Genomic DNA, 23,470 nt, shown 5'->3' on the forward strand with positions numbered 1-23,470 from the left:
TTTGGATGGTTGATGAGTGATCGGTGTATTAGTACCAGTCAACTCCACACATTGCTGTGCTTCCATACCCGGCCTATCAACCCCATCATCTATAGGACACCTCCCCCAACAAAAGTGTTGGTCGGAAATCTCATCTCGGAGCAGGCTTCCCGCTTAGATGCTTTCAGCGGTTATCCATCCCGAACGTAGCCAACCAGCCATGCTCCTGGCGGAACAACTGGCACACCAGAGGTTCGTCCGTCCCGGTCCTCTCGTACTAAGGACAGACCTCCACAAATTTCCTACGCACGCAGCGGATAGGGACCGAACTGTCTCACGACGTTCTAAACCCAGCTCGCGTACCGCTTTAATGGGCGAACAGCCCAACCCTTGGGACCGACTCCAGCCCCAGGATGCGACGAGCCGACATCGAGGTGCCAAACCATGCCGTCGATATGGACTCTTGGGCAAGATCAGCCTGTTATCCCCGAGGTACCTTTTATCCGTTGAGCGACCACGCTTCCACAAGCCATGGCCGGGTCACTAGTCCCAGCTTTCGCTCCTGCTCGACACGTCCGTCTCACAGTCAAGCTCCCTTGTGCACTTACACTCGACACCTGATTGCCAACCAGGCTGAGGGAACCTTTGGGCGCCTCCGTTACTCTTTAGGAGGCAACCGCCCCAGTTAAACTACCCATCAGGCACTGTCCCTGAACCCGATCAGGGTCCGAAGTTCAGGAATCCACTATGGTCAGAGTGGTATTTCACCGATCGACTCCACCCCAACTAGCGTCGAGGTTTCCCAGTCTTCCACCTATCCTACACAAACCACACCGAATCCCAATACCAAACTATAGTGAAGGTCTCGGGGTCTTTCCGTCCTGCTGCGCGTAACGAGCATCTTTACTCGTAATGCAATTTCGCCGAGTTCGTGGTTGAGACAGCAGAGAAGTCGTTACGCCATTCGTGCAGGTCGGAACTTACCCGACAAGGAATTTCGCTACCTTAGGATGGTTATAGTTACCACCGCCGTTTACTGGGGCTTAAATTCTCCGCTTCACCCTTACGGGTTAACAGGTCCTCTTAACCTTCCAGCACCGGGCAGGCGTCAGTCCGTATACATCGACTTACATCTTCGCACGGACCTGTGTTTTTAATAAACAGTCGCTTCTCTCTGGCCTCTGCGACCACCACCAGCACATCCCCACGCATAGTGGGTTCACCGGGATGGTCCCCCTTCTCCCGAAGTTACGGGGGCATTTTGCCGAGTTCCTTAACCACGATTCTCTCGATCACCTTAGTATTCTCTACTCGACCACCTGTGTCGGTTATAGGGTACGGGCAACACACACCCTCACGTCGATGCTTTTCTCGGCAGCAGAGGATCACCAGATCACCCCACCAAATGTGGGGCGCCCATCAGCTCTCACACTCTATGTGGGGACGGATTTACCTACCCCCACGTGCTACAACCTTAGACCGTGACTACCATCGCACGGCCTGGCTACCTTTCTGCGTCACACCTCACGCTTACCGACTCCACACTCAGGTCCCCCATTTCTCACCCAGACCAACATCCGAAGATGTCAGGGGTGAGCGACGGGGTTAGTTTCGTGTGTTTTGGTACTGTCGGTTGTGTGTCGGTACCAGAATATCAACTGGTTGTCCATNNNATTTCTCACCCAGACCAACATCCGAAGATGTCAGGGGTGAGCGACGGGGTTAGTTTCGTGTGTTTTGGTACTGTCGGTTGTGTGTCGGTACCAGAATATCAACTGGTTGTCCATCGACTACGCCTGTCGGCCTCGCCTTAGGTCCCGACTTACCCAGGGCGGATTAGCCTAGCCCTGGAACCCTTGGTCATCCGGTGGACGGGTTTCTCACCCGTCTTTCGCTACTCATGCCTGCATTCTCACTCGAATCGCCTCCACCACTCGTTCACACGGCGACTTCACCAGCAACTCGACGCTCCCCTACCCAACACCACACCATTACGGTACCTGTGGTGCTGCCACAACTTCGGCGGTGTACTTAGCCCCGCTACATTATCGGCGCTCAATCACTTGACCAGTGAGCTATTACGCACTCTTTCAAGGATGGCTGCTTCTAAGCCAACCTCCTGGTTGTCTTCGCAACTGAACATCCTTTCCCACTGAGCACACGCTTAGGGGCCTTAGTTGATGGTCTGGGCTGTTTCCCTCTCGACAATGAAGCTTATCCCCCACTGTCTCACTGCCACGCTGAACCTTGACTGGCATTCGGAGTTTAGTTGACGTCAGTAACCCGGTAGGGCCCATCAGCCATCCAGTAGCTCTACCTCCAGCAAGAACCACGCAACGCTGCACCTAAATGCATTTCGGGGAGAACCAGCTATCACAGAGTTTGATTGGCCTTTCACCCCTAACCACAGGTCATCCCCTCCATTTTCAACTGAAGTGGGTGCGGGCCTCCACGCGCTCTTACACACGCTTCACCCTGCCCATGGCTAGATCACTCCGCTTCGGGTCTAGGACACGCGACTGGGACGCCCTATTCGGACTCGCTTTCGCTACGGCTACCCCACACGGGTTAACCTCGCCACGCACCGCTAACTCGCAGGCTCATTCTTCAAAAGGCACGCCATCACAGCCATCTAGATGCTGCTCTGACGGATTGTAAGCACATGGTTTCAGGTACTCTTTCACTCCCCTCCCGGGGTACTTTTCACCATTCCCTCACGGTACTATCCGCTATCGGTCATCAGGAAGTATTTAGCCTTACCAGGTGGTCCTGGCAGATTCACACGAAATTCCACGAGTTCCGTGCTACTCGGGCAACGCACACACCATGACGTGTTGACGTTTCGCCTACGGGACTCTCACCCACTCCGGTCCTGTTTCCCACCAGGTTCGACTACACCAACACCATCACAGACCGGCCATGCTGGACCAGACCATGCACACCCCACAACACCCCGCCAGCAAAACCAGCACGCTTGACACTGACAGGGTTTAGGCTCATCCGGTTTCGCTCGCCACTACTGCCGGAATCATTGTTATTTTCTCTTCCTGCGGGTACTGAGATGTTTCACTTCCCCGCGTTCCCCCCACATGCCCTATATATTCAGACACGGGTCACCACCCTCACGAGTGGCGGGGTTTCCCCATTCGGACACCCTCGGATCAACGCCTGTTTATCGGCTCCCCGAGGCTTATCGCAGATTTCCACGTCCTTCATCGGCTCCTGATGCCAAGGCATCCACCATGCGCTCTTACACACTCACCCACCCCCAAGGGGCCGGCTGACTGTGCGCGAAAAATTATTTCATTCACCTTTACTAGATGATGACAAGAAAAATCACATTACATAAACAACACAAAAAATTGTGTCATTTGATGCTCGCGTCCACTATACGATNNNCACCACCCCACAACCACACCGTGGCTGCACAATGACCGGGTTGGTCCTGTTGGTTGAAACCACACCCAACCCGAAGGTTGGGGTTTGTGATTCCAGGACCCAATAACGTGTTCGTTCTAGCCCACCCAATCAACAACCGCACCCGGGGCATTGACCCCAGCCAGGCTGTGTGGGCGAGCGAGTGTTGTGATGTTCCACCCTTGAGCTCTCATGATGACCACATGCGGGTCATGCCATGAGGATCTTAATGTGTGCTCCTTAGAAAGGAGGTGATCCAGCCGCACCTTCCGGTACGGCTACCTTGTTACGACTTAGTCCCAATCACCAGTCCCACCTTAGACGGCCCCCTCCCCCAAACGGGGGTTAGGACACCGGCTTCGGGTGTTACCGACTTTCGTGACTTGACGGGCGGTGTGTACAAGGCCCGGGAACGTATTCACCGCAGCGTTGCTGATCTGCGATTACTAGCGACTCCGACTTCACGTAGTCGAATTGCAGACTACGATCCGAACTGAGACTGGCTTTAAGGGATTCGCTCACCCTCACGGGTTCGCCTCTCTCTGTACCAGCCATTGTAGCATGCGTGAAGCCCAAGACATAAAGGGCATGATGATTTGACGTCATCCCCACCTTCCTCCGAGTTGACCCCGGCAGTCTCCTATGAGTTCCCACCATCACGTGCTGGCAACATAGAACGAGGGTTGCGCTCGTTGCGGGACTTAACCCAACATCTCACGACACGAGCTGACGACAACCATGCACCACCTGTACACCAGCTCCAAAGAGAAGAACTGTTTCCAGAACGGTCTAGTGTATGTCAAGCCTTGGTAAGGTTCTTCGCGTTGCATCGAATTAATCCGCATGCTCCGCCGCTTGTGCGGGCCCCCGTCAATTCCTTTGAGTTTTAGCCTTGCGACCGTACTCCCCAGGCGGGGCACTTAATGCGTTAGCTACGGCGCGGAGAACGTGGAATGTCCCCCACACCTAGTGCCCAACGTTTACGGCATGGACTACCAGGGTATCTAATCCTGTTCGCTCCCCATGCTTTCGCTCCTCAGTGTCAGTTACAGCCCAGAGTCCCGCCTTCGCCACCGGTGTTCCTCCTGATATCTGCGCATTTCACCGCTACACCAGGAATTCCAGACTCCCCTACTGCACTCTAGTCAGCCCGTACCCACTGCACGCGCAACGTTAAGCGTTGCGTTTCCACAGCAGACGTGACCAACCACCTACGAGCTCTTTACGCCCAATAATTCCGGACAACGCTCGTACCCTACGTATTACCGCGGCTGCTGGCACGTAGTTAGCCGGTACTTCTTCTGCAGGTACCGTCACCTTACGGCTTCTTCCCTGCTGAAAGCGGTTTACAACCCGAAGGCCGTCATCCCGCACGCTGCGTCGCTGCATCAGGGTTTCCCCCATTGTGCAATATTCCCCACTGCTGCCTCCCGTAGGAGTCTGGGCCGTGTCTCAGTCCCAGTGTGGCCGGTCGCCCTCTCAGGCCGGCTACCCGTCGTCGCCTTGGTGGGCCATTACCCCACCAACAAGCTGATAGGCCGCGAGCCCATCCCCGATCGAAAAAACTTTCCACCAGAGAAGATGCCTTCTCCGGTCGTATCCGGTATTAGACCCGGTTTCCCAGGCTTATCCCGAAATCAGGGGCAGGTTACTCACGTGTTACTCACCCGTTCGCCACTCATCCACCAGGTGCAAGCACCCGGCTTCAGCGTTCGACTTGCATGTGTTAAGCACGCAGCCAGCGTTCGTCCTGAGCCAGGATCAAACTCTCCATAAAAAAATTATGTTACGAATGAATCCCAGCAAGACAGCCAACCCCTCACGGGGTGAGAAGGTTGACCAAAAAATATCCCGACCAAACACACCATCCACCCACAAACAGCGGACGGTTCGGCGAAGAACCACCCACCAGGGTGAACCACATGTTCGATCAGGTGATTGTCTCACCAGAAAAATACAATATTCTGGCATCACAACTTGTTCAAACAAACACGCTATTGGATTCTCAAACCACAAACACACACCCATCACCACACCACACAAAAGCAGCGTGTTCACTGGGGGTATCAGTTTCTCTGCGCACTTTTCGTCTTGCGACTCGCTGTGCCAGCGGATGTCTACTCTACATGCTTGTTCTGATCCGCGCAACTCGAAGTTCACCTTCGATTTGCTCGCATCGTCCCCGATCAGAGCGACTGCTGCCGTTCCTTGCGTCCTGGCAACCTGGACAACAATACACACATCTGCGGCCACCTGCAAAACCGCTCCGACCGCACCCTCTCCCCTGACCTACGGATCCCCGACATCTCGGGCGAGAACGACCAGAGCAACGGCCCTCAGATCGGTCGCACTCATTGCAATGCGGGGTTGAGATCAGCACTCGAGGAAACAGGTTCGGACCGAATTCCGACGACAGCTGCCTGAGGGTTCAGGTGACAGGTGGACAGACTCACGCCACGGGTTCGGCGAGCTCCGGGGAATCGTTGCGGACGTTGCCCACCGCTCTGCCGACCTTGTGTCGAGTCACGCTCGCGGGATCGACCTGGTCGAGAGTCGCTCCCAGCAGGCCCGGCACATCGTTCGTCAGCACTCCCGGGTCGATCCAGTCGCTGATCTGGTCGCGCCCGAGGAACACCGGCATCCTGTGGTGGACATCGCTGAGGTGCCCTGCGGATTCCATGGTCAAGATCGTCGCGGAGACCAGCCAGGTCTCATCCGGCTGCTTCCAGAATTCGAAGAGCCCGGCCATGAAGAGAGGGTCCTTGCCGGCGGCGGTCATCATCCACGGCTGCTTGCCGTCCTCTGTGTTCTCCCATTCGTAGTAGCCCGGGATCGGCAATGCACAGCGACGGCGCTTGACGGCCTGCCGGAACATCGGCTTTTCGAGCACGGACTCGGAACGGGCATTGAATGCCTTGAAACCGATCTTGGGGTCTTTGGCCCAGCCCGGGACCAGTCCCCAGGAGGCGGTTTCGAGCCGACGGTGCAGCTGAGCATCCTCGTCGAGGCGTTCGACGACGATCGGCACGAATGATCCCGGCGGCACGTTGAAGCGTGGCGTGTAGTCATAGGAGACGACGTCCAACCGCAGCTCGTCGGCGAGGTCTGCCGGATCGAAAGACATATTGAGTCGACCGCACATGCGCCCATCTTCTCACTTCACTACACTGTCGACAATGGCGGCAGAAGAGAATACAGGCACCGGATTCGATCCGATCGAAGAGTCCCGTCGGCAGTGGCTGGCCCACGGATGGGACGACGCAGCCGACGGAATGACGACAGTGATCTCGGTGATGAGGATCCACCAGCTGTTCCTGGCTCGAGTCGACGCTGCGCTCAAACCCTTCGCGCTGACGTTCTCGCGCTATGAGGTCCTCACTCTGCTGTCGTTCACCAGGGCCGGCACCCTGCCGATGTCGAAGATCTCCGCTCGCCTGCAGGTGCATGCGACGTCGACGACGAACTCGGTCGACCGTCTGGAGAAGGCCGGACTGGTCGCCAGGCGCAGCCACCCCGATGATCGCCGGACGACCCTTGTCGATCTCACGGATGCCGGACGAGAGCTCGCCGCCCAAGCGACGACGGCACTCAACGCCGAGGTGTTCTCCTCCCCCGATTTCGCCGGGATCGACCTCGACTCTCTGCTCCCCCATCTCGAAATGCTGCGTTCGGGCCTGGATACCGACAGCTGAACCGGACCGCCGCAGACGGCGCCGGCTGCGGCGACGGAATCGACCGCAGGCGCTCACCCCGGAAACCGCTCCACCACCCCACCGTCGGTCGGTGGACGGACGGAGGGGCCACCTCGGCGAGAAATTAGTTGGATGTCCAAGTAATATGGACGTATCGTGGTGTCGAACACCACATACGCGTCCGATTCTTGGAGGAATCATGTCCCGCAGTACAGCCGCTGCCCTACCTTTCGGTCTCACCGACGAACAGCAGACCGTCGCCGGGATGGTGCGCGAGTTCGCCGATACCGAGATCGCCCCGCACGCCCTCGAGTGGGACGCCGAGCACTTCTTCCCAGTCGATGTGATCAGGAAGTCCGCCGACCTCGGGATGGGCGGAATCTACGTCAGCGAAGAATCCGGCGGAACCGGAATGGGCCGGATGGATGCCGCTCTCATCTTCGAAGCGATGTCGACCGGATGCCCGTCCGTCGCCGCCTATATCTCCATCCACAACATGGTCGCGTGGATGATCGACAAGTTCGGCAATGACGACCAGAAGGCAAAGTACCTCGAGAAGCTCGTCTCCATGGAGCACCTCGGCAGCTACTGCCTGACCGAACCCAACGCCGGCTCCGACGCCGCCGCTCTGCGCACGTCCGCCCGCGAGGACGGTGATCACTATGTGCTCAACGGAGCCAAGCAGTTCATCTCCGGTGCCGGCACGTCCGAGACCTACCTCGTCATGGCGCGTTCCGGTCAGGAAGGTGCACGGGGGATCTCCGCCTTCATCCTGGAGAAGGGCATGGAAGGCCTGAGCTTCGGCCCCAACGAGCAGAAGATGGGCTGGCGCGCCCAGCCGACGCGCCAGGTCATCATGGAGAACGTGCGTGTGCCCAAGGAGAACATGCTGGGCGAACCCGGCCAGGGCTTCAAGATCGCGATGTCCGGACTTGACGGCGGGCGCCTCAACATCGGTGCCTGCTCTCTGGGCGGCGGACAGGCGGCGCTGGAGAAAGCCGTCTCCTACATGGGCGAACGCCAGGCCTTCGGCACCGAGCTCTCGGGATTCCAAGCGCTGCGCTTCGAGGTCGCGCAGATGCAGGCCGACCTCGAGGGTGCCCGATCCCTGCTGTGGCGGGCAGCAAGCGCCTATGACACAGGAGACCCGAACACCTCACTGCTCTCGGCCATGGCCAAGCTCAAGGCCACCGACACCGGCTTCGAAGTCGCGAACAGGGCACTCCAGTTGCACGGCGGCTACGGCTATCTGACAGAGTATGGAATTGAGAAGCTGGTGCGTGACCTGCGAGTCCACCAGATTCTGGAAGGCACCAACGAAATCATGCGCGTGATCATCTCGCGCAAGAGCACAGGAGTGGGCTGATATGACAGAACCTTCGGCAGAGCAGGCGGACGCCTCCGTCATCACCTCGGTATCCAACGGGGTCGGCCGAATCGAACTCAACAGACCGAAGCTGATCAATGCGCTCAGCCAGGACATGGTCGCACGCATCGATGACGCCCTCAAGGCCTGGCGCGACGATGACGCGGTCAAGCTCGTCCTCGTCACCGGCCGCGGGGAACGCGGACTGTGCGCGGGAGGCGACATCAAGGCCGTGTACAACGACATCGTGGCCGGCAGCGACGAGAACGCGAGGTTCTGGAACCGCGAATACAAGATGAACCACGCGATCTCAGAGTTCCCCAAGCCCTACGTCGTCATCATGAACGGCATCACGATGGGCGGCGGAGTCGGCATCTCCGGACACGGATCGCACCGCATCGTCACCGATTCGACGAAGATCGGAATGCCGGAGACCGGAATCGGGCTCTTCCCCGACGTCGGCGGCACCCACCTGCTGGCCAATGGTCCCGGAGAGTTCGGCACGCACCTCGCGCTCACCGGGCAGCCCGTCGGCGGGGGCACCGCGATCAGCCTCGGGCTCGCCGACTGCTTCGTCCCCGATGCACAGATCCCCGATCTCATCGCCGACCTCACCGCCGGTGAGGACCTCGAGTCCGTCCTCGGCAAGTACGTCGGAGAGGCTCCTGCCGATGATCTCGCCGAGGCGGCCGACTGGATCAACGCCTGCTACGTCGGCGATGACGCCGAGGCCATCGTCGCGGCTCTCGGCGCGCACGAGAACCCCGACGCGCAGGCCACCGCGGAGCTCATCGGCACGAAGGCCCCCACCTCGGTGAAGGTGACCCTGGCCGCGATCCGCAGGGCCGCGTCCATGACCCTGGCCGAAGTCCTCGAACAGGACTACCGCGTCGCCGTGGCCCTGACCGGACTGCCGGACCTCAAGGAAGGCATCCGCGCACAGGTCATCGACAAGGACCGCAATCCGCAGTGGAACCCTGCTGCCTTGGCCGAAGTCAGCGACGCACAGGTCCACTCCATCCTCACCACCGACCACGAAGACAAGGTGTTCTCATGAGCGAATTCGAAACCATCCTCACCGCCGTCGACTCCGGAGTCGCGACGATCACCATCAACCGGCCGAAGGCGCTCAATGCGCTGAACCTGCAGGTGCTCACCGACATCACCGATGCCGCGACCGCCTTCGACGCCGATGATTCGGTCAAGGCGATCATCATCACCGGCAGCGAGAAGGCCTTCGCCGCCGGCGCCGACATCAAGGAGATGTCGAGCCTCGACTTCTCCACCGCGTACAAGGCCGACTGGTTCGCCGGCTGGACCCGGCTGACCGATGTCCGCAAGCCGGTCATCACCGCCGTCGGCGGCTACGCTCTGGGCGGCGGCTGCGAACTGGCGATGATGGGCGACATCCTCATCGCCTCGACGAAGGCGAAGTTCGGCCAGCCGGAGATCAACCTCGGTGTGCTTCCGGGCATGGGCGGATCGCAGCGCCTGACCCGCGCCATCGGCAAGGCCAAGTCCATGGACATGTGCCTGACCGGACGGATGATGGGTGCCGAGGAGGCCGAACGCTCCGGTCTCGTCGCTCGCATCGTCGAGCCCGAGGCGCTGCTGGAGACAGCCAACGAGATCGCACAGACGATCGCTCACAAGTCCCGGATCGCCTCGGCGATGGTCAAGGAAGCGGTGAACACCGCGTTCGAGACGACCCTCGAACAGGGCCTGCGCTACGAACGTCGCCTCTTCCACTCCTCACTGGCCACGAACGATCAGTCCGAGGGCATGGCTGCCTTCGTCGAGAAGCGGGACCCGAACTTCACGGATTCCTGAGTTCTTCGCAGGAGCCGTTCGAACCTCGGCCGATTGCGATCCCAGCGGTGCAGACTCCATTGCGGAGTCTGCACCGCTGTCGTTTCGGCTGCGGTTCGAGGCACGCGTGCGGCTTCTGCGAATCCGGTGTTCGGTCGGACAATCAGGGCCGGGATACATCACCGGGCAATGTGTCACGCATCGCATTTAACAAACGTTCAGTTAGAGTGGAGTTATGCATTCATCTTCACAAGGAGGCACCGTGAGTTCCTTCACCGATCTGCGCTCCCAACTCCGTCTGCCCGTCGTCGGCTCCCCCATGTTCATCGCTTCGGGACCCGAGCTCGTCAAGGCTCAGTGCCAGGCCGGAATCGTCGGGTCCTTCCCCACGCTCAACGCGCGGCCGGCATCGGCGCTGACCGACTGGCTCGACGACATCACCGAATCGAATGCCGCCCATACTGCGGCGAATCCGGATCGACCGGCTGCCCCGTTCGCCGTCAACCTCATCGTGCATCGGTCGAACAATCGCCTCGAGGCCGACCTCGCCGAGGTGGTCCGCCACCAGGTGCCCATCGTCATCACCTCGCTCGGTGCCCGTGAAGAGGTCAACGAGGCCGTCCATTCCTACGGCGGCATCGTCCTCCACGACGTCATCAACAATCGCTTCGCCCACAAGGCCGTGGAGAAGGGCGCCGACGGAGTCATCGCCGTGGCCGCCGGCGCCGGCGGGCACGCCGGAGCTCAGTCGCCGTTCGCTCTCGTGCAGGAGATCCGTTCCTGGTTCGACGGCCCGCTGCTGCTGTCGGGCGCCATCGCCCACGGACGTTCGATCCTCGCCGCTCTGGCGGCCGGTGCCGACCTCGCCTACGTCGGTTCGGCCTTCCTGTCCACACCCGAAGCCAATGTCGTCGAAGACTACCGGAAGATGATCGTCGAATCCGGTGCCGATGACGTCGTGTACTCGAACTACTTCACCGGGGTCAAGGGCAACTACCTGCGCGGATCCATCGTCGCTTCGGGCCTCGACCCGGACAATCTGCCCGATGCCGACCCGATGAAGATGGATTTCGGCTCCGATCCTGATTCGGATTCGAAGGCGTGGCGCGATATCTGGGGTTCGGGCCAGGGCATCGGCGCACTCGGCCAGAAGCGGACGACCGGTGAGCTCGTCGAGGCCTTCGCTGCCCAGTTCGATGAGGCGAAGCAGCAGCTGATCGCACAGCTGCGCTGACCCGACCGAGCACCTCAAAGACCACCTCGGCCTCAATTGCTACCTGACGGCGGCCCAGCAACCCAGCGCCAGGTTGCTGGGCCGCCGTCAGGTAGCGGTGAGGTTCCGTTCAGATGGTCGAGATGATTCCGCGTTCGGTCAGACGGGAGGCCAGGCCCGCACCGTCAGGAGCATAGATCCACGGCACACCCTGGCCGCGACCATGTCGTTTCGACCGGCCGCCGGCCCACACCGCCTCGCCGACGGTGAGCTGCCGGATCGCGACAGCGGCGACGTTCTTCGGGTGGTTCTCGACGAACTCACCGTAGATCTCCTCGTCGTTCTGACCGTCATCACCGATGAGCAGCCACTTCATCCATGGGAATTCCCTGGCCAGACGTTCCAGGGAGTTGCGTTTGTGTTCCTTGCCCGACCGGAACACGCGGGTCGTCGTCGGACCCCAGTCGGTGAGCAGCAGCGGACCCATCGGGTAGAGATTGCGGGAGAGGAAGCGTTTGAGCGTCAGCGCCGAGTTCCACGCCCCCGTCGACAGGTAGATCATCGGAGTGTCCGGGCGCATGAAGGTGATCCGGTCATAGAGTACGGCCATTCCCGCCACCGGGGATCTCGCATGCTCGCTGAGGACGAAGGTGTTCCAGGCGGCGAGGAAGGGCCGGGGCAGCGAGGTGACCATGACCGTGTCATCGATATCGGAGATGATGCCGAAGGTCGAGTCCTCGCCGATGATGCGAACCGCCGCAGAGTCGACGAGCGAACCGTCGGTCCACAATTCGATCTCCGTCTCCCCCGGTTCGAACTCGCCGGGAATCACGGTGTCGATGATGCCGCCGCGGTCGGAGGTGACCATATGCTCTTCGTCGTTGACGCGCACCCATGCGGTGTCATTGGGCAGAGGCACGCTGACGAAGGACTTCCACCCGCGGATGCTCGCGTGGACATCGGCGGCCGGCTGGCCGTTCGGGGTGAGGACCAGACGCCCGAGCACCCGGACCCACCCGGTCCCGCCGTAAGTGTCGTAGGCGATGACGGTGCGATGGTAGGCGTGGTCGGTGGCCCGATTCTGGATCCACCCATTGAACCGGTCCTCCACCCGCGCAGCGGTGTGGAGCATATCCGGTGTGAGGTTGAGCGGGCCCTCTTCGGGCTTCTTCTTCGCCACGATCAGATGAAGCCGATCTTGTCATAGACCTCGCGCAGGGTCGCCTCGGCGATGGCACTGGCTTTCTCGGCCCCGCGGTCGAGGATCGTCTGCAGCTGGGCCCGGTCTTCGAGGAGTTCCACCGTACGCTCCCGCACGGGCGTCAGGGTCTCCACGGCCACCTCGGCGAGGTCGACCTTGAGGTGACCGTACATCTTCCCTTCGTATTCGGCGACGATATCGTCGACCGGACGCGAGGTCAGTGACGAGTAGATGGTCAGCAGGTTCGACACTCCCGGTTTGCTCTCCGGGTCGAAGGCGATCTCGGTTCCGTCATCGGTGACGGCGGATTTGATCTTCTTCGTCAGGGCCTTCGCATCGTCGAGGATGTCGATGCGGCCCTGCGGGCTGGGCTGGGACTTCGACATCTTCGCGCCCGGGTTCTGCAGGTCGTAGATCTTCGCGGTCGCTTTGAGGATCTGCGCCTCGGGCACGGTGAAGGTCTTGCCGAAACGATAGTTGAAGCGCTCGGCGAGGTTGCGGGTCAGCTCGAGGTGCTGGCGCTGGTCCTCACCGACGGGAACGAGCTGCGGGTTGTACAGGAGGATGTCGGCGGCCATCAGCGCCGGGTAGGTGAGCAGCCCCAGGGACACATGGTCCTGCTTTGCGGACTTGTCCTTGAACTGGGTCATCCGACTCGCCTCGCCCATCGAGGTGGTGCATTCGAGGACCCAGGACAGCTGCGGATGGGCGGGCACCTGGGACTGGACGAAGATCGTCGACTTCTCCGGGTCGAGGCCGGCGGCGATGAACTGCGCAGCAGTGCGCAGGGTGCGCTCCCGCAGCTCGGCAGGATCCTGCTCGACGGTGATCGCGTGCATGTTCGCGATGAAGTAGAAGGCGTCGTGCGACTCCTGGTGAGTCACGAACTGCTGCAGGGCTCCGATGTAGTTGCCCAGGTGAAGGGAATCGGAGGTGGCTTGGATACCTGAGACAGTGCGCGGCTGTGAAGAGTTCGTCATAGTCCTATGATGCCATCTCCCCTTGTCGGGGTCTGATCAGGTGCTCGGTCTGGTGTCGGGGATCACGCATACATGCGCACCAGCGGTATAGTGACGTAGCAGATCACATGATTCACCAAGGTGTCTCCCAGTCCTCGAACATCTGTCGAGCAGTGGCCAGCGACGGTCCGATCATGCTGAGTACTCAATAATCCTGATGCGTCATCTCTCAAGGAGGAGGACTATGTCGGTCGAATACATCAAGACCGAGGACGACCTGCCGCCGGTCGCCGTGGTCGAGAAGCCACGCTGGACGCCGGCGAAGATCGTGCTCTGGGTGGTCATCGCCCTCATCGCCGGTGCGGGCTGGTCGATGATCGCGTTCGTGCGCGGTGAAGAGCTGTCCGCCAGCTGGTTCGTCGCCGCCGCCGTCGGCAGCTACCTCATCGGCTTCCGCTTCTACGCGAAGCTCATCGAATGGAAGATCTGCCGTCCGAACCCGAAACGTGCCACCCCCGCAGAGCTCAACGACAACGGCCGCGATTTTGCGCCGACCGACCGCCGCGTCCTGTTCGGCCACCACTTCGCTGCGATCTCCGGTGCGGGCCCGCTCGTGGGACCGATCCTCGCCGCACAGATGGGCTATCTGCCCGGAACTCTGTGGATCGTCTTCGGCGTCGTCCTCGCCGGCGGCGTCCAGGACTATATGGTGCTGTTCTTCTCCATGCGCCGCAACGGCCGCTCCCTGGGCCAGATGACCCGTGACGAGCTCGGACGCACCGGCGGGATCATCGCCTCCATCGGCATCATCCTCATCATGGTCATCCTCATCGCGGTCCTCGGCGTCGTCATCATCAACGCTCTGGCCGAAAGCCCCTGGGGCGTCTTCTCCATCGCTATGACCATCCCGATCGCTGTGTTCATGGGCATCTACATGCGCTACCTGCGCCCCGGGAAGGTCATCGAGACCTCGGTGATCGGCATCGTGCTCCTCGTCATCGCCATCATCGCCGGCGGCTGGGTCCACAACTCCCCGTTCTGGTCCGAGGTCTTCCACCTCGACAAGGTGACTCTGGCCTGGTGCCTGATGATCTACGGCTTCCTCGCCGCCGTGCTGCCCGTGTGGGTGCTGCTGGCCCCGCGCGACTACCTGTCGACGTTCATGAAGATCGGCACCATCGTGCTGCTGGCCGTGGGCATCCTCATCGTCAACCCGACCGTGCAGATGCCCGCTCTGACCGAGTTCGCGTTCAACACGGCGGGTCCGGCCTTCGCAGGCGCCCTGTTCCCGTTCCTGTTCATCACCATCGCCTGCGGAGCGCTGTCGGGCTTCCACGCCCTCATCTCCTCGGGCACGACGCCGAAGCTCATCGAGAAGGAGACGCAGGCTCGCCTCATCGGGTACGGCGGAATGCTCATGGAGTCCTTCGTCGCGATCATGGCCCTGGTCGCCGCGATCTGCCTCGACAAGGGTCTCTACTTCGCGATGAACGCCGCCGAACCGCTGACCGGTGGGACGGTCCAAGGAGCCTCGGACTTCATCAACAACTCCTTGGGCATGTCCGGGGTCGAGACGAGCCCGGAGGTCCTCGACCAGGCGGCCAAGGACGTCGGTGAGGAGAGCATCGTCTCGCGCACCGGAGGTGCCCCGACGCTGGCCATGGGAATGGCGCACATCCTCCACAATGTCTTCGGCGGGCCGGCCTGGATGTCGTTCTGGTACCACTTCGCCGTGATGTTCGAGGCGCTGTTCATCCTGACCACGATCGATGCGGGCACCCGCGTCGCCCGTTTCATGCTCTCGGATGCGCTCGGCAACTTCTCCAAGCGCTTCCGGGATCCCTCGTGGACGCCGGGCGCCTGGCTGACGACTGCGATCATGGTCGCCGCCTGGGGATCGATCCTGCTCATGGGAGTCACCGACCCCCTCGGCGGAATCAACACGCTGTTCCCGCTCTTCGGCATCTCGAACCAGCTGCTGGCCGCGATCGCCCTGGCCGTCATCTTCGCCATCGTGTGCAAGATGGGCTTGGCCAAATGGGCGTGGATCCCCGGCATTCCCCTCGTCTGGGACCTGCTGGTCACGATGGTCGCCTCCTGGCAGAAGATCTTCTCCTCCGACCCCAAGCTCGGCTACTGGGCTCAGCACTTCGCCTACAAGGACGCGCTGGCGGCCGGGGAGACCTCGATGGGCAACACCCAGGGCGTGGAAGCGATGAGCGCCGTCGTGCGCAACACCTTCGTCCAGGGCACCCTGTCGATCGTCTTCGCACTCCTTGTCGCAATGGTCGTCGTCATGGCAGTCTGGAAGTCCATCGAGGCCATCAAGAAGGGTTCCCTGCCGACGACGGAGGAACCCTTCGTCGAGACGAAGATGTTCGCCCCGGCCGGTCTCATCGCTCGCAAGCCCGAGCGTGAGCTGCAGGCACAGTGGGACGAGCACGCAGCAGGAAGGCAGAAGGAATGAGCACCGCACATCCGCTCAGCCGCATCGCCAGCGATCCATGGGGATCCCTGCGCGGAGGCGTCTCCTGGCTGCATTGGTACCTCAAGGAGATCATGGGCGAGAACGCCTACATCCACTACCTCGAGTCCTACGAACGCCGCCACGGCACCCGTGAGGGAGCGATGGAGGAGAAGGCCTTCTGGCGTGATCTCACGGATGAGCAGGATCGCAATCCCAAGGCCCGCTGCTGCTGAGGTGCTCAATCGCCGGAGCCTCTGATCGGCGACCAGTCATTCAAGAGCCCGGGTGCTCAGGACACTTCGTCCTGAGCACCCGGGCTCTTTGTGACTCACAGTACCGTCTGCCGCGAGGAAGCGGTATGGCCGCGGTGCGGTCTGCCGCGGTGCCGCGGAACGACCTCAGCGCCTCTGGCGGTGTACAGATCTCGGACAGCCGCCTCGGCGAGGGTCTGTCTGTTTCAGGCCCTGACGGCCGGGAGGTCGTAGTCGATGACCAGCGGAGCGTGGTCCGACCAGCGTTCGGCCCAGCTGTCGGCCTTGTCCACGGTGGCCTTGACTGCGGTGTCGGCCAGGTTCGGGGTGGCCATGTGATAGTCGATGCGCCATCCGGTGTCGTTGTCGAAGGCCTGCCCGCGCATCGACCACCAGGTGTAGGGGCCGTCGACGTCGCCGCTGAGACGGCGGTGGACGTCGGCATAGCCGATCTCGCCGAAGAACCTGTCGAAGTAGGCGCGTTCCTCGGGCAGGAATCCCGACTTCTTTCGGTTGGCTTTCCAGTTCTTCAGATCGCGCTCGGTGTGGCAGACGTTGAGGTCGCCGGTGATGAGCACATGGTCGGCGGTCTCTGCCAGCTGCGGCATCCGTTCGATCATGCGGTCGAGGAACCGGTACTTGTCATCCTGCTTGGGAGTGTCGGCCTCACCGGAATGGACGTAGGCGGACACGAGGGTGAGCAGTGTTCCGTCACCGAGGCGGAAGTCCGTCTCCACCCACCGCCCGGCACGGTCGAAGTAGCCGTCGTCGCCGAGTCCTTCACGCACCGCCTCCGGTTCGGTGCGCGCCATCACGGCGACGCCGGCGCGGCCCTTGGCTTCGGCATCATGGCTGATCGTGGTGTAGCCGGTGTCGGCGAGGACACCGTGCGCGATGTCGTTGGCAGCGCGCACCTCCTGGAGGGTGATGAAGTCGGGTTTCGCTGCATCGACCCAGGTGGGCATCCCCTTTCGCCATGCTGCGCGGACTCCGTTGACGTTGACTGAAGCAATCCGAATCATGTGATCTATGATGACATGGAGCGCACTATTCTTCAGGGACAGGGCGTTATAGAGTGAGGGTAAGAACGAACACATCAGGAGGCGCAATGGCCGTTGACGAAACTATCGAAACCGAGCAGCTGAGCATCAGTCCGCTCGATGAGGTCGACGCCCGCGAGATGCGCGAATTCCTGCTCGACGCCCAGGCGAACTTCTGGGGAGACCGCGACCTCAGCGGTGACCACGACGCCTACTGGTTCCGTCAGTTCGTGACCTCGGGACTCGTCGCCCGCTACCGTTCCGAGATCGTGGGGTACCTCCTCGGCGTCATCCCGCACGACGGACCCGCCTACATCCACCTGGTGGCAGCGCGCACCGATTTCCGGCACCAGGGAATCGGTCGTCACCTCTACCAGCACTTCATCGACCACGCGCGCAACCTCGGTGTGGATTCGGTCCAGGCGACGACGTTGCCGGAATCGTCGGGCGCGATCTCCTTCCACTCATCCATGGGGTTCAACGGCGAACTCATCGAGGACTATGCCGGTGTCGGCAACCCGCGTGTCTTCTTCGAGCTCAAGCTCGCTGAGGACTGACCGCCCGGCAGCCACCTCCCAGAACTACCTGACGGCGGCCCAGCAACCTTGCGCGAGGTTGCTGGGCCGCCGTCAGGTAGCAGTTGGGGTTTTCAACTGGGGATTGCGGCGGCTCGCTGAGCGGTGTCGACGACGTTCTTGAGCAGCAGGGCTCGGGTCATCGGTCCGACGCCTCCGGGGTTCGGTGAGACCCAGGACGCCACCTCGGCGACCGCCGGATCCACATCTCCGACGATCTTCGACTTTCCCGTCTCCGGGTCGGTCTCACGGGAGACGCCCACGTCGAGGACGATCGCACCGGGCTTGACGGCCTCTGCCTTGACGATTCGGGCGGCACCGGCGGCCGCGACGATGACATCGGCCTGAGCCAGCAGCTCGTCGAGGTTTCGTGTGCCGGTGTGTGTCAGCGTCACCGTCGCGTTGTGCTCACGCCTGGTCAGCAGGGCGCCGATGGACCGACCCACGGTGACCCCGCGACCGATGACCACGACGTGTTTGCCGGCCAGATCGATCCCGTTGCGCGTGATCAGTTCGATGACTCCGCGCGGAGTGCACGGCAGCGGTGTGGTGATCTCCGAATTGACATTGAGCACGAGGCGCCCGAGATTCGTCGGGTGCAGACCGTCAGCGTCCTTGGCCGGATCGATGGCTTCGAGGATCGTGTCCGTGTCGATGTGGTCCGGCAGCGGAAGCTGCACGATGTAGCCGGTGCAGGCGTCATCGTTGTTGAGCTCGTCGATGACGGCCAACAGCTCGTCTTGGCTCACTGATTCCGGAAGGTCGCGGCGGATCGAGTGGATCCCGACTTCGGCACAGTCACGGTGCTTGCCCGCGACGTACCACGTCGATCCCGGGTCCTCCCCCACCAGGACGGTGCCGAGGCCCGGGACGATCCCGGATTCCGCCAGGGCCGCCACCGCCTCGGTGAGTTCGGCCTTGATCTGCTTCGCGCAGGCTCTGCCGTCGAGGATCTGTGCACTCATCAGTACTGCTCCAGGCCTTCGTAGAGGGGGAAATCGTCGCTGAGCTTCTTCACGCGGGCGGCGAGCGCCTCCACGTCGGCTCCGGGCTTGAGCGCCTCGGCGATGACGTCGGCGACCACGGTGAACTCGTCGTCGCCGAATCCGCGGGTGGCCAGGGCGGGGGTGCCGATGCGCAGCCCCGAGGTGACCATCGGAGGGCGCGGGTCGAAAGGCACAGCATTGCGGTTGACGGTGATGCCGACCGAGTGGAGGAGGTCCTCGGCCTGCTGTCCGTCGAGGGCGGAGTTGCGCAGGTCGACGAGCACGAGGTGGACATCGGTGCCGCCGGTGAGCACGGTGGCTCCGGCTTCGGCCACATCGGAGGCCAGCAGGCGTTCGGCCAGGATCTGGGCACCGCGCACGGTGCGTTCCTGACGTTCCTTGAACTCCGCGGAGGCTGCGAGTCTGAAGGCCACGGCCTTCGCGGCGACGACATGCATGAGCGGTCCGCCCTGCTGGCCGGGGAAGACGGCGGAGTTGAGCTTCTTCGCGTATTCCTCCTTGCCGAGGATGAAACCGGAGCGGGGACCGCCGATGGTCTTGTGCACGGTCGAGGACACGACGTCGGCGAAGGGCACGGGGTTCGGATGCAGGTCGGCGGCGACGAGTCCGGCGAAGTGGGCCATATCGACCCACAGCTTCGCATCGACTTCGTCGGCGATGTCTCGGAAGGCCTGGAAGTCCAGCTGACGGGGATAGGCCGACCAGCCGGCGACGATGACATCGGGTCGATGCTCGAGAGCCTTCTCGCGCACCTTGTCCATATCGATGCGGTGGGTGTCGGGGTCGACTTCGTAGGAGGCGACATCGTAGAGGCGGCCGGAGAAGTTGATCTTCATGCCGTGGGTGAGGTGGCCGCCGTGGGCCAGGGACAGGCCGAGCATCTTGTCACCCTGCCGGGCCAGAGCGTGCATGACTGCAGCGTTGGCCGAGGCTCCCGAGTGGGGCTGGACGTTGGCGTACTCGGCTCCGAAGAGGCTCTTGGCGCGGTCGATGGCGAGGTTCTCTGCGACGTCGACGTATTCGCAGCCGCCGTAGTAGCGCTTACCGGGATAGCCCTCGGCGTATTTGTTCGTCAGCACCGACCCCTGTGCTTCGAGCACGGCGCGGGGGACGAAGTTCTCCGAGGCGATCATCTCAAGCGTCGAACGCTGGCGGCCCAGCTCGAGGTCGAGGACTTCGGCAATCTGCGGGTCGATGTCGGCAAGCGAAGCCTGCATCGAGTTTTCGGTCATGAGTACTCTCCTGTGGCATCCGATGATGGGAGCGAGACAGCGCGCAGACTGCGGCCGTCACCCGGCACCATGCTAACAGCGACGTCGCCTTGTTCTGGGGCCGCGACTGCGATCCGGATGCCGACACCGGATGGGTGGAATCCACGTCCACCGATTAGGATCGAGACCATGAGCTGCGAATGGATCCTGAGAGTCACCTGCCCCGATTCGACCGGCATCGTCCATGCCGTGACCGGGGTGCTCGCAGGCCTCGGCGGCAACATCACCGAATCCCAGCAGTTCTCCTCTCCTGACTCCCGTCAGTTCTTCCTGCGCCTGCAGTTCTCGACGCCCGCTGAGATCACGGCCCGGGCCGTGGAAGACGCCCTCGCCGAGGTGGCTCCCCCGTTCTCGATGACCGTGAGCCTGCAGCCGGTGGAGAAGAAGACCCGCACCCTGATCATGGTCTCCAAGGCCGCGCACTGCCTCAATACTCTGCTGTTCCGTCATTCGGCCGGTCAGCTGCCCATCGACATCGTCGGCGTCGTCGGCAATCATGATGATCTGCGCCCGCTCGCCGAGTTCCACGGCCACGATTTCCACCATGTTCCGATCACCCGGGACACGAAGGCCGAAGCCGAGGCGAGGCTCTCGGTCCTCGTCGACGAGCTCGATGTCGAACTCATCGTCTTGGCCCGGTACATGCAGATCCTCTCGCCCGAGCTCTGCGACCGCCTCGAGGGTCGGGTCATCAACATCCACCATTCGTTCCTGCCCAGCTTCAAGGGCGCGAAACCGTACCATCAGGCGCATGCCCGGGGTGTGAAGATCATCGGCGCGACCGCACACTATGTCACCAGCGACCTCGACGAGGGCCCGATCATCGAACAGGATGTGGCCCGCGTCGATCACAATCAGGCGATCGCCGATTTCGTCCGACACGGTCAGGACGTCGAGGCTGCCGTGCTCGCCCGGGCCGTTGCCTGGCATGCGGAGGGCCGGGTCCTCATGGACGGTCACCGCACGGTCGTCTTCGACTGAGCCGTCACCTCGCCGAGGTGGCCAGACCCTCACAGAGCCGCCTCGGTGAGGGGAACTGCCGTGTCAGAATGCCTCGCCGAGGTGCTCCGTCGTTCGGTGGACCGCTTCGGTGATCGTCGTGGTCCGCGTCGTCGTTTGATGCGGTTCTGACACAACTTCCGTTTTTCCGTATCCTGGGCCCAGAGGCTGGGTTAGCCTCGGATCATGAGAGAGACCCACCTCACACCGGAAGCCGAACTCCGCCGTCTGCCCATCCCCCGCGGTCCGGTGAACCTGGCCCGGCAGGCCGTGCTGCGCCTGGCGAACGTCGGACTCACCGCAGCCTACGGCGCCTACCGGGCGCATCCGGCGATCTGGCGCTTCACCGCCCGCCATTACAACCCGAGACTCGAGCCCTTCGCCAGACTCAACGCGTGGATGATCTGCCAGCAGGCCTCCCTCGATGTGCCCGCGTACCAGGACTACCTGGCCCGCTCCGGATTCGAGTTCCGGTGGTGGGACCTCGAGGCCTACACACCGACGTCGAAGGACGAGTTCGTTCGCCGCTACAGCGAGGAGCATCGCTGCTGGGGCGGCCGGATCGACCGCATAGGCACCGTCGTCGACGAGTCCTCGGGGTCCTCGGGCACCCCGTTCAACTGGATGCGGTCGAAGAAGGAGCTCGACACCGTCCATAGGAATGTCGCCGGCTACGTCACGATGCTCTTCGACCACACGGACCTGTTCTGCATCAACGCCTTCTCGATGGGGGCCTGGGCGACGGGGACGAACACGGGGCTGGCCATGGCCAAAGTGGCGATGGTGAAGAACACGGGCCCGGATCTCGAGAAGATCCTCGACACGATGCAGCACTTCGGACCGAACCACACCTACCTCATCAGCGCCTATCCCCCGTTCCTCAAACATCTCGTCGACCGGTTGGACTCCGAACCCGAGAGATGGGCCGACTACCGGCTCAACGGGTTCGTCGGCGGAGAGGCGATGACGGAAGGTCTGCGCGACTACCTCGAGGTGCGTTTCGACCGGGTGTACTCCGGGTACGGGGCCAGCGACCTGACGATCGGGATGGCCGGCGAATCCGACCTCTCCGTCGTCATCCGCCGGGCGCTTGCCCACGATCTCGACTTCCGTGCCGATGTGCTCGGCCCCGAGGAGTCGCGGGTGCCGATGGTCTTCCAGTACAACCCCTTGGAGACCTACCTGGAGACCACGGAGAAGGGTGAACTGGTCGTCACGATCAACTCGGCCGCGGTGATGAGTCCTCGGCTGCGCTACAACATCGGCGACGAGGCCACGCTCATCGACTTCCCCACGATGGTCGAACTCACCCGCCGCCATCCGGATCTGGCGCGGGCCTGTTCGGCGGCGTTCGCCGGCAACGGGATGAAGCTGCCGTTCGTGCTGCTGTTCGGGCGCGCGGATTCGACGATCTCGTATATGGGCGCGAATATCTACCCCCTCGACATCGAGAACGGGCTCTACCGCGACAATCCCCGGGCCCACCTCATCGAGTCCTTCCGCATCGAGCTGCGCGAGATCGCCGGCCATGAACAGCGCCCGGCCCTGCACATCCAGCTGCGGGAAGAAGCACCGACCATGTCCGCTGCCGCACGGCACGAGCTCGCGGAGACGATCCGGGCCGGGGTGCTCGGGCATCTGGCGTCGGTGTCGAGGGACTTCGCGCAGAGTCTGGAGGAGGACCCGACCACCGCGGAGATCCACGTCGAGATCCATGCTCACGCCACCGGTCCGTTCGCGACGGCGAACACGAAGATCAAGAACGTCTATGTGCAGAGAACACAGGAGGGTGACAATGCGATCGAATGATTTCTCCCAGGCCCCGCCCCAGGCCCGCGCCGAGGCGTTCTTCCTCGGTGCGAACCGCTACCGCAATCCGCTGGCGATGATGGGCCAGCTGCGGCGGTGGCCGCGGGTGGCCAAAGGGCTGAAAGCCTCCGCCGGATACCTGTGGCATCGCAGCTACTTCGAGTTCCCCGACCGGATCGGGCTGATGGTCGCCTTCGCCACCCAGGACGATCTCCTGGCGTATGCGCGGACACCCGAACATCGAGAGATCATGAAGTGGCTGGTCGGAAACGGCAAGGACTCCCCGGCCCGAGGCGGCTTCATCCGGATCCTCACGGCTGAGGAATGGGGATACACGAATGGTGAGTACCGGGCCGAGGACGGCCGGCTGGGCATGATCGACGAGTTCACGAAGCTCAGTTCCGAATGAGACCGC

At 62.0% G+C, this 23,470-nt stretch carries 17 protein-coding genes and 2 rRNA genes; 11 read left to right on the forward strand and 8 right to left on the reverse strand.

The window, feature by feature from the left end:
- Nucleotides 1-8 precede the first annotated feature (8 nt).
- The 3 genes from FHG09_RS19855 to FHG09_RS14565 all read right to left on the reverse strand — a co-directional run bounded on the left by FHG09_RS19855 (nucleotide 9) and on the right by FHG09_RS14565 (nucleotide 6,520).
- Nucleotides 9-3,243 (reverse strand): 23S ribosomal RNA (locus tag FHG09_RS19855).
- A gap of 397 nt (nucleotides 3,244-3,640) precedes the next feature.
- Nucleotides 3,641-5,173, reverse strand: a 16S ribosomal RNA gene (locus tag FHG09_RS14560).
- The 16S and 23S rRNA genes sit together here, the layout of an rRNA operon.
- 672 nt (nucleotides 5,174-5,845) lie before the next feature.
- Complete coding sequence (locus FHG09_RS14565; RefSeq protein WP_413773153.1) at nucleotides 5,846-6,520, reverse strand: SOS response-associated peptidase; 675 nt, start codon at nucleotides 6,518-6,520, stop codon at nucleotides 5,846-5,848.
- A gap of 52 nt (nucleotides 6,521-6,572) precedes the next feature.
- Between FHG09_RS14565 and FHG09_RS14570 the strand changes: the two genes are divergently transcribed.
- From FHG09_RS14570 to FHG09_RS14590, 5 genes are all read left to right on the forward strand, one after another.
- Nucleotides 6,573-7,088, forward strand: a complete 516-nt coding sequence (locus FHG09_RS14570) for a MarR family winged helix-turn-helix transcriptional regulator (protein ID WP_152348392.1) — start codon at nucleotides 6,573-6,575, stop codon at nucleotides 7,086-7,088.
- A 199-nt stretch (nucleotides 7,089-7,287) separates the two neighbouring features.
- A complete protein-coding gene (locus tag FHG09_RS14575; RefSeq protein ID WP_152348393.1) occupies nucleotides 7,288-8,454 on the forward strand; it encodes an acyl-CoA dehydrogenase family protein in 1,167 nt (388 codons plus the stop codon).
- Between the two features lies 1 nt (nucleotide 8,455).
- On the forward strand, nucleotides 8,456-9,511 hold the full coding sequence (locus FHG09_RS14580; RefSeq protein WP_152348394.1) for an enoyl-CoA hydratase/isomerase family protein: 1,056 nt from the start codon (nucleotides 8,456-8,458) through the stop codon (nucleotides 9,509-9,511).
- Entirely contained in the window at nucleotides 9,508-10,284 is a 777-nt protein-coding gene (locus FHG09_RS14585; RefSeq protein WP_152348395.1) for an enoyl-CoA hydratase, read from the forward strand. Before FHG09_RS14580 ends, FHG09_RS14585 begins: the two co-directional genes overlap by 4 nt.
- 241 nt (nucleotides 10,285-10,525) lie before the next feature.
- Nucleotides 10,526-11,497 carry an NAD(P)H-dependent flavin oxidoreductase gene (locus FHG09_RS14590; protein WP_227492793.1) on the forward strand — a complete coding sequence of 324 codons (972 nt, stop codon included), beginning with the start codon at nucleotides 10,526-10,528 and terminating at the stop codon, nucleotides 11,495-11,497.
- Nucleotides 11,498-11,606: 109 nt separating this feature from the next.
- Here FHG09_RS14590 and FHG09_RS14595 read toward each other — a convergent pair whose 3' ends face one another.
- Together FHG09_RS14595 and trpS are read right to left on the reverse strand one after the other, a co-directional pair.
- Nucleotides 11,607-12,656: an App1 family protein gene (locus FHG09_RS14595; protein WP_152348397.1), complete on the reverse strand. Its 1,050-nt coding sequence runs from the start codon at nucleotides 12,654-12,656 to the stop codon at nucleotides 11,607-11,609.
- A 2-nt stretch (nucleotides 12,657-12,658) separates the two neighbouring features.
- A complete protein-coding gene (gene trpS, locus FHG09_RS14600; RefSeq protein WP_152348398.1) occupies nucleotides 12,659-13,657 on the reverse strand; it encodes a tryptophan--tRNA ligase in 999 nt (332 codons plus the stop codon).
- Between the two features lie 223 nt (nucleotides 13,658-13,880).
- Here trpS and FHG09_RS14605 point away from each other — a divergent pair, with 223 nt between their 5' ends.
- Nucleotides 13,881-16,103, forward strand: coding sequence for a carbon starvation CstA family protein (locus tag FHG09_RS14605; RefSeq protein ID WP_152348399.1), 2,223 nt, complete (start codon nucleotides 13,881-13,883; stop codon nucleotides 16,101-16,103).
- Nucleotides 16,100-16,336: a YbdD/YjiX family protein gene (locus FHG09_RS14610; RefSeq protein ID WP_152348400.1), complete on the forward strand. Its 237-nt coding sequence runs from the start codon at nucleotides 16,100-16,102 to the stop codon at nucleotides 16,334-16,336. Before FHG09_RS14605 ends, FHG09_RS14610 begins: the two co-directional genes overlap by 4 nt.
- Before the next feature lie 224 nt (nucleotides 16,337-16,560).
- On the opposite strand, the gene FHG09_RS14615 is transcribed toward FHG09_RS14610, so the two are convergent.
- Nucleotides 16,561-17,376, reverse strand: coding sequence for an exodeoxyribonuclease III (locus tag FHG09_RS14615; RefSeq protein ID WP_152348401.1), 816 nt, complete (start codon nucleotides 17,374-17,376; stop codon nucleotides 16,561-16,563).
- An 86-nt stretch (nucleotides 17,377-17,462) separates the two neighbouring features.
- On the opposite strand from FHG09_RS14615, the gene FHG09_RS14620 reads away from it, so the two are divergent.
- Nucleotides 17,463-17,951: a GNAT family N-acetyltransferase gene (locus FHG09_RS14620; RefSeq protein WP_152348402.1), complete on the forward strand. Its 489-nt coding sequence runs from the start codon at nucleotides 17,463-17,465 to the stop codon at nucleotides 17,949-17,951.
- Nucleotides 17,952-18,043: 92 nt separating this feature from the next.
- Here the strand turns inward: FHG09_RS14620 and FHG09_RS14625 are convergent, their stop codons facing one another.
- On the reverse strand, nucleotides 18,044-18,934 hold the full coding sequence (locus FHG09_RS14625) for a bifunctional methylenetetrahydrofolate dehydrogenase/methenyltetrahydrofolate cyclohydrolase (RefSeq protein ID WP_152348403.1): 891 nt from the start codon (nucleotides 18,932-18,934) through the stop codon (nucleotides 18,044-18,046).
- A complete protein-coding gene (glyA, locus tag FHG09_RS14630; RefSeq protein WP_152348404.1) occupies nucleotides 18,934-20,208 on the reverse strand; it encodes a serine hydroxymethyltransferase in 1,275 nt (424 codons plus the stop codon). Before glyA ends, FHG09_RS14625 begins: the two co-directional genes overlap by 1 nt.
- Before the next feature lie 168 nt (nucleotides 20,209-20,376).
- Here glyA and purU point away from each other — a divergent pair, with 168 nt between their 5' ends.
- The 3 genes from purU to FHG09_RS14645 all read left to right on the forward strand — a co-directional run bounded on the left by purU (nucleotide 20,377) and on the right by FHG09_RS14645 (nucleotide 23,464).
- Nucleotides 20,377-21,228 (forward strand): formyltetrahydrofolate deformylase, encoded by an 852-nt coding sequence (gene purU, locus FHG09_RS14635; protein ID WP_152348405.1) that lies wholly within the window; start codon nucleotides 20,377-20,379, stop codon nucleotides 21,226-21,228.
- Between the two features lie 204 nt (nucleotides 21,229-21,432).
- On the forward strand, nucleotides 21,433-23,055 hold the full coding sequence (locus tag FHG09_RS14640; protein WP_152348406.1) for a phenylacetate--CoA ligase family protein: 1,623 nt from the start codon (nucleotides 21,433-21,435) through the stop codon (nucleotides 23,053-23,055).
- A complete protein-coding gene (locus FHG09_RS14645) occupies nucleotides 23,042-23,464 on the forward strand; it encodes a hypothetical protein (protein WP_152348407.1) in 423 nt (140 codons plus the stop codon). The genes FHG09_RS14640 and FHG09_RS14645 overlap by 14 nt, the downstream gene beginning before the upstream one ends.
- Nucleotides 23,465-23,470: the final 6 nt, after the last annotated feature.

This window comes from Brevibacterium sp. CFH 10365 (genome assembly GCF_009299785.1).
In the GTDB taxonomy this organism is placed as follows: domain Bacteria; phylum Actinomycetota; class Actinomycetes; order Actinomycetales; family Brevibacteriaceae; genus Brevibacterium; species Brevibacterium limosum.